10 protein-coding genes are annotated in these 13,241 nt (G+C 72.4%); 3 read left to right on the top strand and 7 right to left on the bottom strand.

From position 1 onward, the window contains the following. The first annotated feature begins 1 nt into the window (after position 1). From ABTY59_RS32560 to ABTY59_RS32550, 3 genes are all read left to right on the top strand, one after another. Positions 2–1,603 carry an FAD-binding oxidoreductase gene (locus ABTY59_RS32560; RefSeq protein ID WP_352022699.1) on the top strand — a complete coding sequence of 534 codons (1,602 nt, stop codon included), beginning with the start codon at positions 2–4 and terminating at the stop codon, positions 1,601–1,603. A gap of 544 nt (positions 1,604–2,147) precedes the next feature. Then, positions 2,148–4,148 (top strand): RICIN domain-containing protein, encoded by a 2,001-nt coding sequence (locus tag ABTY59_RS32555; protein WP_352022698.1) that lies wholly within the window; start codon positions 2,148–2,150, stop codon positions 4,146–4,148. 116 nt (positions 4,149–4,264) lie between these two features. Further along, positions 4,265–4,906, top strand: a complete 642-nt coding sequence (locus tag ABTY59_RS32550; RefSeq protein WP_352022697.1) for a hypothetical protein — start codon at positions 4,265–4,267, stop codon at positions 4,904–4,906. A 34-nt stretch (positions 4,907–4,940) separates the two neighbouring features. Here ABTY59_RS32550 and ABTY59_RS32545 read toward each other — a convergent pair whose 3' ends face one another. The 7 genes from ABTY59_RS32545 to ABTY59_RS32515 all read right to left on the bottom strand — a co-directional run bounded on the left by ABTY59_RS32545 (position 4,941) and on the right by ABTY59_RS32515 (position 13,218). After that, positions 4,941–6,692, bottom strand: coding sequence for a glycoside hydrolase domain-containing protein (locus ABTY59_RS32545; protein ID WP_352022696.1), 1,752 nt, complete (start codon positions 6,690–6,692; stop codon positions 4,941–4,943). 204 nt (positions 6,693–6,896) lie between these two features. Beyond that, positions 6,897–7,631, bottom strand: a complete 735-nt coding sequence (locus ABTY59_RS32540) for a D-Ala-D-Ala carboxypeptidase family metallohydrolase (RefSeq protein WP_352022695.1) — start codon at positions 7,629–7,631, stop codon at positions 6,897–6,899. 226 nt (positions 7,632–7,857) lie between these two features. Beyond that, entirely contained in the window at positions 7,858–8,742 is an 885-nt protein-coding gene (locus tag ABTY59_RS32535) for an alpha/beta fold hydrolase (RefSeq protein WP_352022694.1), read from the bottom strand. 255 nt (positions 8,743–8,997) lie between these two features. After that, positions 8,998–10,206, bottom strand: a complete 1,209-nt coding sequence (locus tag ABTY59_RS32530; protein WP_352022693.1) for an ATP-grasp domain-containing protein — start codon at positions 10,204–10,206, stop codon at positions 8,998–9,000. A 32-nt stretch (positions 10,207–10,238) separates the two neighbouring features. Further along, entirely contained in the window at positions 10,239–11,468 is a 1,230-nt protein-coding gene (locus ABTY59_RS32525; RefSeq protein WP_352022692.1) for an ATP-grasp domain-containing protein, read from the bottom strand. Between the two features lie 14 nt (positions 11,469–11,482). Next, positions 11,483–12,445 (bottom strand): cupin-like domain-containing protein, encoded by a 963-nt coding sequence (locus tag ABTY59_RS32520; protein WP_352022691.1) that lies wholly within the window; start codon positions 12,443–12,445, stop codon positions 11,483–11,485. 80 nt (positions 12,446–12,525) lie between these two features. Further along, positions 12,526–13,218 carry an alpha/beta hydrolase gene (locus ABTY59_RS32515; RefSeq protein ID WP_352022690.1) on the bottom strand — a complete coding sequence of 231 codons (693 nt, stop codon included), beginning with the start codon at positions 13,216–13,218 and terminating at the stop codon, positions 12,526–12,528. Positions 13,219–13,241 lie beyond the last annotated feature (23 nt).

Genomic DNA, 13,241 nt, shown 5'->3' with positions numbered 1-13,241 from the left:
CATGTCCGGCACGACCACGCAGTCGGTCCCGTCCGTCCCCCTCCGCTCCTGGTGGGGCTGGGGGTGGGAGAGCGCCCACCCCGATGACGCCGAGTGCGTGGCGATGGGTGCCCTGCTGCCCGGCACCCTGGCTCGCCCGCTTCCCGTACCGCGTGTCGCCGACCTGGGCATCGGGGCACCCGTCGTCCAGCCCCCCGCGAGCCTGGAGCGGCTGATCAGCGGCGATCCCGCCGATCGCGCGGCCCACGCGATGGGCAAGGCGTACCGGGACATCGCGCGCGCCCTGCGGGGCCGTCCGGGCCGGATACCCGACCTGGTCGCGTTCCCGACGGAGGAGCGGGAGGTGGCCGACCTCCTGGACTGGGCGGGGGCGCACCGGGTCGCCGTCGTGCCCTTCGGCGGCGGGTCCTCGGTGGTGGGCGGGGTCGAGTACCGGGGCGACCGCCATCCGGCGGTGCTCTCCCTCGACCTGACCAGGATGGGCCGGGTGCTGGAGGTCGACTCCGAGGGCCGGGCGGCCCGCATCCAGGCGGGGACGCTCGGGCCGAGCCTGGAGGACCAGCTGCGGCCGCACGGACTGACGCTCCGGCACTTCCCGCAGAGCTTCGAGTTCTCCACCCTCGGCGGCTGGCTCGCGACACGGGCCGGCGGTCACTACGCCACCGGGCGCACGCACATCGACGACTTCGTCCAGTCGCTGCGCGTGGTCACCCCGGCCGGCACCTCGGAGTCCTGGCGGCTGCCCGCCTCGGGCGCCGGTCCCTCGCCCGACCGGATGTTCCTCGGCTCGGAGGGCGCGCTCGGCGTCATCACCGAGGCCTGGGTACGGCTCCAGGCCCGCCCGGTGCACAAGGCGTCCGCCTCGCTGGCCTTCGACGACTTCGGTGCCGCGCTCGGGGCGGTCCGCGCCCTCGCGCAGTCCGACCTCGCCCCTGCCAACTGCCGGCTGCTCGACTCCGGCGAGGCCGCGCTGGCCGGTGCTTCGCGGGACGGCTCGGCCGTCCTCGTCCTGGGCTTCGAGTCCGCCGACGCCCCGGTCGACGCCCGGCTCGCACAGGCCGTCGACCTGGCCCGCTCGCACGGGGGCCGAGGCGAGCCGTCCGAGGCCGGTGCTCCCGGCGACGGGGCGGTGAACGCGTGGCGGTCGGCGTTCCTGCGGATGCCCTATCTCCGGGACGGCCTGGCGCGGATGGGCGCCGTCGCGGAAACCTTCGAGACGGCGGCCACCTGGGACCGTGTCCCCGCCCTCGTCGAGGACGTGCGCAGGACGGTCGGCGAGGCGGCACTCAAGATCTCGGGGCATCCGGCCACCGTCAACTGCCGTCTCACGCACGTCTATCCGGACGGCGCCGCCCCCTACTTCACGGTGCTCGCCGCGGGGCGCCCCGGGGACGAGGTCGCCTTCTGGGACGAGCTGAAGGCGGTGGCGGGAGAGGTGCTCCACCGCCACCGGGCCACCATCACCCACCACCATGCCGTCGGCCGTGACCACCGGCCGGGCTACGACCGCCAGCGGCCGCAGCCCTTCGCCCTCGCACTGAGCGCCGCCAAGGGCGCCCTCGACCCGCAGGGCATCCTCAATCCGGGGGTACTGGTCGGCTGAGGCGAATCCGCGCGGCTCGGCGCGATCCGCTCGGTGGCCGACTGTCCCCGGTGGGGTGTGTGCATCCAGTCCTCCTCTGCCCGTCGGCCACCTGTCGTCGGCCGACGGGCAGGGCGCGGTGGTGGTGCTGGGCGCGGTCAGCGGTCCGGTCGGCCGCCCGCAGCACGGGCCGGGCCCCCGCTCGATGTTCCCTCACGGCTGGTGACGAAGGGAATTCGAGAGGTAGTAATTAGGTGAATCCCATACTGAATTACCGTCAACAGGCTCGACCTGCATATCTCGATTCGGTAACGAGATTCCCGGAAAGGCCTGGACCTTTCGCGTGGATGTCCTCAACTCCCGTTCTTCTTCAAGGGGTTGAGTGTTCATCAGATCCATCCGGGAGGTAACGGTCTGATATCTCGACGGCCATTCCCGTTTGCCCGAATTCTCCACCGTGCGTGTCTGGCAGGCTTCCGCCACCCACTCCTCCGACCAAGGATTTGAGGTGCGCATGACAGGACATCGCAGGAAGCGTGAACACAGACGCAAGCCCAGGGGGTTGATGCTCGCCACCGTCGCCGTGGCGTCAGCCGCGGTCATCGCGGCAGGCATCGCCTACGCCGGCATAGGGGGTGACGCTCAGGCGGGGACGCCCGTAGCGGGCATGCCCGTGCAGGCCGGGTCCGCGAAGACACCCCTCGCGCCGGCCGCCGCGCCGGCCAGGGACGAGGAGCCGGAGCCCGTCATCGGGGAGCCCGCCAACGACACCCGGCGGGGCATGGTCTACGACGGGCTCGAGGCGGCCGACAAGGGTGACCGTTGTGTGGGCGTCTACCGCACCGACACCGGACTGTGCACCCATGGCCCCGACGCTCCGCCCAAGGGTGTGGACATCAAGGCGGACGTGGCTCCGGCCGTGAAGGCCAAGGTGCCCGAGGCCGGACGCCCGCAGGACGCGCCCGCGGCCGACGCCTCCGGGGCGAGGACCGCGGCCGCGGCGGCCCCGGAGCCGGCCGCGACGTCGGGAAGTCAGGCCGTCGCAGCGGGTCCCGCGGGTCAGACCGTCCCGTGCGACGGTGACGGCAGCACCGGCAATCGCGTGCAGGTCGTGTACGTGCACGGACCCGACCGCGACCGGTACGCCGAGTACGTCGCCTCGTTCCGCAAGTGGGCTGCCGACGCCGACCTCATCTACGCGACGAGCGCCAAGGAGACCGGCGGTGTGCGGCACATCCGCTACGTCACCGCGGCCGACTGCACGCCGACCGTGCTCGACATCGAGCTTCCGGCCTCCGCTCTCGCCGAGTTCAGCGCCACCAACAAGGCACTGGCCGACAAGGGCCTCAACCGTCGCGACCGCAAGTACATGATCTTCGCGGACGCCAAGGTCTACTGCGGCATCGGCACCTTCGCCGGTGACGAGCGGCCCGGCCAGACCAACCAGAGCAACTTCGGTCCCTCCTACGGACGTACCGACGCCGGCTGCTGGGGAGGCCACACCGCCGCGCACGAACTGGGGCACAACCTCGGTGCGGTCAACAACAGCGCGCCCAACACCAGTCGCGGGGCCCACTGCACGGACGAGTACGACGTCATGTGCTACTCGGACACCCCGTACTACCCCCAGATGCGGTACGTGTGCTCCAACCAGGCGGCCGAGAACATCCTGGACTGCAACCACGACGACTACTTCCACACCAACCCCAGGGCCGGCAGCTATCTGGCCACGCACTGGAACATCGCCGACAACCAGTTCCTGATGCGGTCCGGGGGCGGCCCGGGACCCGGACCGGACCCCAGCCCGACGCCGACACCGACCCCTACGCCGACCCCGACGCCCACCCCGACCCCGACGCCCACCAGGCAGCCCACCGGCGGCCCGGCGGTGACGGCCGGTCAGGTCCAGTCGACGGCCGTCGTCGTGAGCTGGCCCCGGGTCGCCGACGCCACCTGGTACCAGGTCCTGCTGAACGGCAGGCACCTCACCTGGGTGCAGTCGCAGGCGCTGCGGATCTACAACCTCCAGCCCGGCACCGCCTACCGGGTCGCCGTCTCGGTCCGTGACCGGTCCGGCCGTGACAGCGGGGCCGGTCCGACGACCACCTTCCGTACGGCAGAGGCGGGCGGCGGCGCGACCACCCCCGGCGCCCGCTACACCCTCGGCAACGCGGGCACCGGCATGGCCGCGGAGATCTGGGGCGGGCGCTCCGCCGACAGCACGGTGCTCGTCGGGGCGCGGGCCACGGGCTACGCCCAGCAGCAGTGGCTGTTCGACGACGCGGGCAGCGGACTCGTCCGCATCCGCTCCGCCGTCTCGGGCAAGTGCCTGCAGACGGGCGGAGCCCCCGCTCGGGGCATGTGGATCGCCCAGCAGACGTGCGGCGACGTCGCCACGCAGAGGTGGAAGCTGTCCAGCCGCGGCGGAGCGGTCACCGTGACCGAACCGAGCGGCGACTACGCCCTGTCGGTGAGCAACCGCCCGTACTACGGGAGCTGGCTGCTCGACCTGCAGCGCACCGACGGTGGTGCGACACAGGCGTGGACGGTCCAGAAGCTCTCCTGACCTCGGCCTGAACCCCGACGGCGACTGTCCGGGTCGCCCCCAGCGCCGGTGAACGGCCACCGCGGCCGTTCACCGGCGCCACCGCACAGCACCCTCGTACCAGGAGCACTGCAACGATGCGTAGACACCGTGCCTTCCCCGCCGGCAAGGGCCTCGGCCTCCTGCTCATGCTCTTCGTCCAGGCCCTGGCCGTGCCGGCCACCGCCCAGGCCCACGGCGACACCGTCGAGGTGGTGGTGACCGGCCAGCGAGACGGCCACGTCACGACGGAGATCACCTGGGAGAACGACGGGGACGCCGTCGACGAGGCCGTCGCCGCCACGGTCAACGCGACCAGCCCCGACGGGTCTCGTTCCCTGGGCCCGTGGCCGCTGGTCCGCGACCCCGGCACACGGACGGGCTGGAGCACCGCAGAGGTCCTCACCCCCGGCACGTGGAAGGTCAGCGTCGACGTGGGCTTCCCCGCCCTCGGTCATGGAGTGGGGGAGATCTCGGTCCCTGCTGTCGATCCGTCACCGCCCGGCACGCGCCCCACCCGCACCCCCACCACCCCCGCTCCGGTCCGCACGACGTCCGCCGCGTCTGCCGCTCCGGTCCCGTCCGCGCCGGCGCCCGTGCCGTCGTCTCCCTCCGCAAGCCCGGCGGGCGACGGGGAGGGCCGTACGGTCGGGTGGACCGTGGCCGGTCTGGCCGGGTTCGCGCTCGTCGGCGCCGCGGCCGGCCTGTTCGTGCGGAGAGCCCGCGCCCGCAGGAGCTGAGCACGGGCCCCGACCGCCACGGCAGGGAGTGACCTCACCGTCCCGACAGGAGGGCGTCCCAGGTGCCGGAGCCGACGATGCCGTCGACGGTCAGGGCGCGTGCGGACTGGTAGTCGCGTACGGCCTGGTCGGTGCCCGGACCGAAGGCGCCGTCGACGGCCACCGTCCGGCCGAGCGCGGCGGTCAGGGCACGCTGGAGTCGGGTGACGGCCTCTCCCGTCGAGCCGCTCCGGACGAGGGGGGTGGCTCCTCGGGACAGCAGGGCGGTCCAGGTCTTCGGCCCGATCACTCCGTCCGCGGTGAGCCCTGTGCCGCTCTGGAAGTTCCGGGCGGCGGTGGTCGTGGCGGCCCCGAACGTCCCGTCCGGGGTGCCCGGGTCATGTCCGGCGGCTTCGAGCAGGCACTGGGCCGCCTTGACCTGGTCGCCGGTCGAGCCGTTCTGGACGGTGGGGTACGCGCTGAAGTCGAGGTTCGTCTCCGTGCAGTCGGGTGCGGGCTGTGTGCCGGTGCCCACGTCCAGGTAGTCGCGGTCGATGGTGATCGAGTAGCCGCCGTAGGACTCGGTGGCCTCGCCCGCGTACTGGTGGATGCGCTGGTGGCCGGCCCAGGAGGTGGACGGAACGTAGGAACCGGTGCTGGTGTCCGCGGTGCCGTTCCACCAGCCGTAGAAGATGTGGTCGACCCGCGTGTAGGCGCTGTTGCCGTACTCGCTCGCGGCGTCCTTGATGCCGGAGGACGCGCTGGAGTAGAAGCCCGACAGATAGCCGCCGCTGTGCAGCCGCTCGGTCCAACCGGACAGGTACGACAGCACGGCCGCCTTGCAGGAGGCCGTGGAGGCGTATCCCTCGATGTCGCTGTAGACGGCGCTGCCCGCGGGGATGCCGAGGTTCGCCGCGGCGGTGAGGGCGGCGGCCGCCGCTGTGACGCCCTGGGACCTGGCCGTGGCGGGGTCGGCGGACATCTTCAGGGAGAAGCTCGTGCACGGGGCCTGGCGGCCGACGTCGATGGGGATCAGCCGCCAGCCGTTGCCGGTCTGGCTGGTCACCCAGTTCGCGGTCAGATTCGGCTGGGCGCAGCCGCGGAAGGAGCCGCTGATGTAGACGCCGACGGCGCGGTACGGCGAGCCGGCCCGCCAGGCGTTCATGGCCGCCTGGGAGGGTGCGGCGCAGGTGTCGAAGCCCTTGCCCAGGTAGCTGCCGGGTTGCGGCGCGGCCGCGGTCAGGGCGGTGGCGTCGGGCCGCTGGGCCGCGCGGGGCAGCTCGGTGCGCTGGGCACTCGGGGTGAGTGCGGCCGAGGCCAGGACGTCCCGCACCAGACTCTCGGTCGCCGGGGTGTGGGCGGCGGTGACGAGTACGCCGGCGTCCTCGACCGCGATCTGGATGGTGTCGTTGCCGGACGTGGCGGTCGGAGCGGTCGCCTTGCCGCGCGGGGCCCGTACGGTCGCCGCCGACGCGTGCTCGGCGGAGCGCGCGGTGAGGGGCTCCACGATGATGCCTGCCGTACGGCCCACGAGGTGGGCGGGGCAGTCGCTCTGCTCGGCGGGCTCGCCCAGGTAGACGGCGGGTCGGTCGAATCGGAGGCAGGCCTGCGGGCTTTCGGCCAGATCGACGACGTGCCAGTCGGCGGGGACCTCGATGCGGTAGCCGTGGTAGGTGACGGTCTGCCGGGCGGCCCCGGGCGAGGGGGCGGCCGTGGCGGATCCGGACGCGGAGAACGCCCCGATACCGGCGAGCACCGCCAGCGTGGCCGTTCCGGCACGGACGCGCCGGGGGATGCGGGAGGACATCAGGGCACTCCTACTCGATGGGGGAGGGGTGAGAGGGGTGGGTGGGGCAGGTCTGTTCGGGCCGGGGAGGAGTGGCGCCCGTAATCGGAGGGCCGGAGCGTTGTCGGCCTCGTGCCTCGTGCCTCGCGGGCAGGTGCGGGCTCTCGCCCCCGGGCCCGAGCCGGTCCGGCGGAGAGAGCCCGCTGCCCGAGGCGTCCGTACGGGTCAGACGCCGCAGTTGGGCGCGGACCAGGATCGGCTGGTGCGTCCGTCCACGTGGGTGTGGTCGCCGTGGTCGGGGTAGCCGGGGCCGAAGATGCCGCCGAAGCCGTGGTAGCGGGCCCGCTGGGCCAGCGTGCAGAGCGACGGGCTGCCGGTCAGGTCGGCGGCGTCACCGTACAGGTGCCGGCTGTTCGAGGCGCCGCCCACCGCGCTGTTGCAGGCGTACGAGCGGAATCCACTGGTCACGGTCAGCGGCACGTCACCCAGGGCGTGCCGCATGGCCTCCAGCTTCCACATGGTCCGCAGGCCGTTGGCCTTGGCCGTCGTGGCGCTGACCGCGCCGCCGGACCAGTCGGAGTTGCACTTGTTCAGTTCGGCGTAGGTGAAGTGGACGGGGGTGCAGTCCGGGTCCTGCAGGGCGTAGATCCTGCTGAACGTCTGGGACCCCGCTATGCCGTCCGCGGGCAGACCGTACGCCTGCTGGAAGCGGGTCACGGCGGCCTTCGTGGCCGGGCCGAACGCGCCGTCGACGGCGATGACCTCGCCGTACGCCGCGTGTCCGGCCACGCGGATCTGCAGCTGCGTCACGTCGGAGCCCGACATGCCCTCGGACAGGGTGCGGCCCCAGGTGTAGCACTCGTCGGCCTGGGCGGATCCGGCCGTGGACAGCATCCCACCCAGCATTGCAATCATGGTCATGACAACCGCGAGGGTCAGTTGGATCGTGCGCCGAAGCATTGCGCCTCCGTCCCGATTCCGATTCCCCGTCAAGGGGCTGAGGCGAGTGTGATGTCTGACAGCGGTGCGTGTCCACACCGACACCGTCCGCCACAGGATCAGACCTTCGAAACAACCCTTCTGCAGGTCGACGGGCGTGGTGACGCCGGTCGCACACCGGCCCGGATGTGTCCCGCTCCAGGGATCGGACGCACGCTCGGCCCGGTGTGCCGCATCGGGTCCGGTGCTACATCAGTTTCAACTCCTCGCGCACCGTCTCCGCGATGGCCGCCGTCGCGTGCTCCGCGAACAGGATCGTGTAGTGGTTGGTGTCGTCGACCCGGCGGATGGTGAGCCGGTCCGGGGAGAGGCCGCCTGCGGCCAGACGCCCCTCGTCGTAGAGCCCCTGAGGCTCGTCCATCACTCCTCGCTCCGCCCACAGCATGGTGCCGCGCACCTCCGGCCGGTGGATGGCGGCCAGCGTCTCGGGGTCGCCGATGGGGCCCGCGCCGTCGGCACGCACCGCGTCCAGGACACAGCTGCTGCGCATCTCGGGGGGCTCGCCGGTCAGGTCGCGGTCCACGTATGCCTGTATGTGCGGGCCCCAGTGCGCCGTGAAGGCCGGGTGCTCACGGAAGAGCGCGTGGTACGCGTCGCCGTCCGGGAAGGTCGTCCTGAGCCGGCGCATCGCCGGGCCGATGACCGACTCGATCACCGCGTCGATGTCCGCGCCGCCCGGTATCGGGAATCCGAGGCCGCCGTCGACGAGGACCACGCGCGGGAAGCGGTCCGGGTGCCGCGCGGCGGCCACCGCGGTGGTGAAGGCCCCCAGGGAGTGGCCGACGAGCAGCGCCTGACGCAGGCCCAGGTGATCGAGGAGGGCGACGACGTCGTCGACGTGCGCGGGGATGCCGTAGGGAGCCGGCAGACGTGCGCTGCCGGCCCTGCCGCGCAGGTCCGGGGCGTACAGGTCGATGTCGTCGAGCTGCTCGGCGACGGCGCCGAAGGACAGGCTGTTGCCCGTGATGCCGTGCAGGGCGATGACCGCGGGCCCTTCGCCGGGCCAGCGGGTCACGGCGAGGTCGCCTCCTCGCACGGGGACGGCGAGTTCCTGCGGAGTACGGGTGGTCATGCGGACCTCTCCCATCTGATCGGTCTCCCGCTGCCCGGCGCGGCGGCACTACCCGCGACCTCGGGGAGACCGCCGCCAAGAAGGGTGTCCCGAGAACGAGCGCGGGTTCAAGGCCTTGATCCGCCGTCGGCGGACAGGCCGATTCTCGCCACGAGCGCCGGCGCACACCGCGCGCACGCCGTCAGATCTCGATCACCGAGAGGCCGGTGACCGGCACCGGGCCGCGCACTCGATCGGACGGCTCCTCGTGGAGGTTCAGCCGTAGACGAAGCGCAGCATGCCGGTCGCGCTGCGGGCGTGGTGGAGTGCTTCCTGGGGTGAGTCGCCGACGGCGAGGACCCGGCCGGAGCGGTCGAAGTTGTGCCGGACGGTGGGCTGGGGGCTTCCCGGTTCCCTCAGGAGCGTGACGGCCCGGACCTGGGGGAGGCCACGGGCCCGTTCGATTCCCTGGACTTCCAGCAGGGTGAGTGTCGGGGGGCCGGAGGGTGCCGCGTACCAGGCGGCGGCACTGCGTGCGTGGACGATGTCCTCGGGCAGCAGCGCACCGATGTCCTCGCCGATGCTCTGCCGTGCGACGAGGTCGTACATGTCCACCCCGGTGGAGAGGCGGACGAGGTCCATGATCGCGTCGCCGCCGATCCGGTTGTGCATCTCGATGATCCGCGGGCCGTTCTCCGTCAGCATGACCTCGGTGTGCGAGGGACAGTCGTGGAAGCCGAACGCGTCGAGGACACGGGTGACGTACGCCGTCACGGCGGCGTGCTCCTCGGTGGTGAGGGGGGCGGGGATCACGTGGCCCCGCGAGACGAAGGTCACCGGGTCGGTGAACTTGCGGGTGACCGCGACGATGCGGTGGCGGCCGCCCGTCGACAGCGCCTCGACGCTGAACTCGTCGCCGTCGAGGAACTCCTCGACGACCACCCCCCTGTCGATGTGGTGGGGACCGACCCGGCGCAGTGCCGCTTCGACGTCCTGCGCGGTGGCGATGCGGGACACCCCCAGGCTGCCTTCGGTGTCCACGGGTTTCACGATGCAGGGCAGGCCGATCTCCTCGACGGCGTCGAGGACGGCCCGGCGGCCGCGTGCGAGGACGAAACGGCAGCTGGGGATCGCGTGGTCGTCGAGAATCCGCCGCATCCGCGACTTGTCCACGACCCGGTGGAACAGCTCGACGTCGACCGTGGTGGGGATGCCCAGCCGCTCGCTGACGGCCCGCACGAGGGGGTAGGTGTGCTCGTTGTAGGCGGCCACCGCGTCGAAGGGGTATCGCCGGTGCAGGACCTCGGCCGTCTCGGCCCACAGATCCGCGCCTGCCTCGTCGTCGAGGATCACCACGTGGGCGTACGGACCGACGGCGTCCTCGCGCCGGGCCCGGCCGCGGGGGACGAAGAGCACCATCTCGTGCCCCAGGTCGCGCAGCCGGTCGTGACACACCCTGTTGGTGCCGATGACGAGAACGCGCATGGTCCCTCCGGGACGTCGTGCTTCCGGGGCGCTCACGGGCGCCCTGCCGCGCCGGTGCCCGCGGCGAGCGGCACGGAGTCGACCCGGACGAGGTCCCGTGCCGCCTCGGCCTTGGCCACGGCGTCCTGCGTGCTGTCGCCGGTGCAGAGCACGTATCCCTGCCGGGAGTCGGAGGACAGCAGCGGGCCGAGGTCCTGGTCCGGGCGCAGCGTGCACACCGCCCGGATGACGCCGGGTGCCGACCGGGCTTCGGAGAGGCCGTCGACGTGCCGGACGCGGACGTTCTCCTGGGAGAAGAAACGGATGGCGGCCGCGGGGGCGCGGGGCACGCGCGGCGGGTCGGGAAGGCCGAGCAGGGCGCACATGGTCTCGGTGATCTGGTCGACTCCGCTGACGGTTTCGCACATCTCCCAGATCTGGTCGCCGCCGACGCGGGTCTGGGCTTCGATCAGGCGGGGGCCGTGCGTGGTGAGGCGCAGTTCGCTGTGGACCGGGCCGGTCTTCTGGCCGATGACGTCGAGGAACTCCAGGATGAGCTTCTCGATCGCCTCCAGGTCGCCGGCATCGAGGCGGGCGGGGACCTGGTGGCCGAGTTCCACGAAGCCCGGGAAACCGGTGGTGAGCTTCTCGGTGACCATGACGACCTCGTGGACACCGTGCCGGGAGACCGACTCCACGCTGTACTCGGGCCCGGACAGGTACTCCTCGGCGAGCACCGGTTCCGGGCCGGCCACGGCCGAGGTCCAGGCCCATCGTTCAGCGAGCCGGCGCCCCGACTCGACGACGTAGACGCCTTCGCTGAGACCCCCCGAGGGGGGCTTGAGGACGAGGGGCCGCCCGTCGAGCTCGGCCAGGAAGTCGGCCGCGTCCGCTTCGGTGGCGCACACCCGGTGGCGCACCGGGCTCAGCCCGTGCCGGTCGAGCAGTGCGCGGGTCCTGGTCTTGTCACGGGTGGCGAGGACGGCGGCCAGGTTCTCCCCGGCGACGCCGAGGTCCCGCGCGACCCGGGACGCGGGCTCCAGGCCGTACTCGGTGAAGGAGAGCACGGCGTCGAAGGGGTCCTCCCGGTGCCAGGCCCGGACCACGGGGAGGAGCGCGTCGAGATCGCGGTAGTCGAGGACGGCGTACCGTGCGGCGGCCGCCGCCTGTTCCTCGCTCGCCCGCTCGGGGCTCTGGACCATCGAGTGGCGCAGGCCCAGCGCCGCCGCCTTGGGGATCTCGTGGCCCCGGCCTCCGACCAGCATGATGTGCTGCTGCCTCATGGGCTCTTTGTACCTCACTGACGCAGGCGGGACAGGTCGATGTCCATCCGGTCGGCGAGTGCCCTGGCCCGCGCGACGACGACGTCGAACAGCTCCGAGTGGGTCACGCGCAGTTCGTCCGGATTGAGGGCGAGCGCGAGGAGTTCGCCGATGCGCTGGCGGACGTGGGCACGGAGGTTGGCCTCGTCGAGGCACTTGCGGCCGAGTCCGATGGAGTCGCCGAGGAGCTCGATGCGGTGGAACCACAGCGCGGGCAGGTACAGCACATCGCCGGGGCGCAGGACGAAACGCGTCAGCCGGGTCTCGGGGGCGGCGCACAGCGCGTCCAGGTCGGGCTCGCCGCCGGGTCCGGGCAGGAGCTCGGCACCGGGCCCCATGACGTGCCAGAGCTTCTCACCGACGATCTGCGCGTGCATGACGTCGACGGAGTACGCGTCCTGGTGCAGGCGCGTGATGCCGCCCCGCTGGCCGATCCACAGCTGGTGGTTGGTCGACGCGGCCTCGCCGTAGAGGTCCCGGCGGAAGTCGTACTGGGCGATGTCCAGTTCGGGCATGTCCGCCGCGAGGTGGGGAGCGGTGGTCTGGTAGTACCACTCCTGCAGGTAGAGGGGGGCCGCGCCGCTGCCGGTGTTCTCCTCCAGGAGGTCGACGAACGCCCCGAAGGTGGTCCTGCGCGCCGCGGCGCTGCTGTAGCTGTCGACCACGACCGGGACGTCCGCGCATCGCTCGGCGAGGTTCCGGAACGACCACGCGCGGACCGAGGGCCAGTCGGCGGCGTACCCCTCCAGCACGACGGGACGGCCCGGGAAGCGGTACTCCCGCTCGAACTCCTCCCGCGTCAGGTCGGGGCGGCGTTCCAGTTCCGGGGCGGACGCGAGGAGATCCGCGAGAGGGCCGGAGTGGAATGCGGACTCGACCGTCTTGAGGGCGTCGATGTCGCGTCGTTTGAGCAGGTTCCGCTCGTTCTGCACGGCCATGACGATGAGCCTCCTGAGGTACGGGAGCGGGTGGGGCGCGGACGGGACGGGGGCCCGGGGGTCCGGGCAGGACGGGGGCGTCAGGCGGCGAGCAGGCGCAGCACGGCCCGGACCGTCTGCTCCCGCTCGGGCACCCGGTCGGGCAGCCAGCGGTGCACGAAGTGGTCGCAGCCCTCGAACCACACGACCTCCGCGGACCGGGCGCGGCGGGCGTTGTCGAGGTACCCCTCGACGACCTCGGGTGCGCACACCTGGTCCTGCCGTGCACCGAAGATCAGCAGATCGCCGTCGAATTCCCGCAGGGCGGCGTACGCGGGGGAGTCGGGGTGACGGGCGGGGCGCACCAGGCTGCCGTCGAAGGGCAGGTCGACGGCGTGCGCGGGGTAGGTCGCCGGGCAGAACAGCACCAGGGCGCGCGGGCGCAGCTCCCGCACGGTCCACGCGGCGAGATGGGCGCCCAGGCTGGTGCCGACGACCACGGGCGGCCTGTCGGCGCCGAGCCAGGCGGCCGCGGCGAGCGTCTCGGCGCGGCGGCGGCGCAGGGTGGAGCGTTCGAGATCGCCGCTGCTGTCGCCGTTGCCGGAGAAGTCGAAGGTGAGCGAGCCGTGTCCGTGGCCCGCCCACGCGTCGAGCAGGTATCGCGCCCGGTGCCGGGTCGCGGTCGTGCCCAGACCGTGCAGGGTCAGGATCTCCGGATCCGCCCCGTCCGCCCCGGTGGTCCGCGTCGCCGCCAGCCGTTCTCCGGCGGAGTCGAAGAAGAAGTCCTGCCGCACAGCCCACTTCCTTTCGCGCCGGG

Origin of the sequence: Streptomyces sp. NPDC096079, assembly GCF_040303145.1 — a bacterium.
GTDB lineage: Bacteria > Actinomycetota > Actinomycetes > Streptomycetales > Streptomycetaceae > Streptomyces.
The sequence above is the reverse complement of the archived record's forward strand: the minus strand, read 5'-3'. Positions and strand labels throughout refer to the sequence as shown.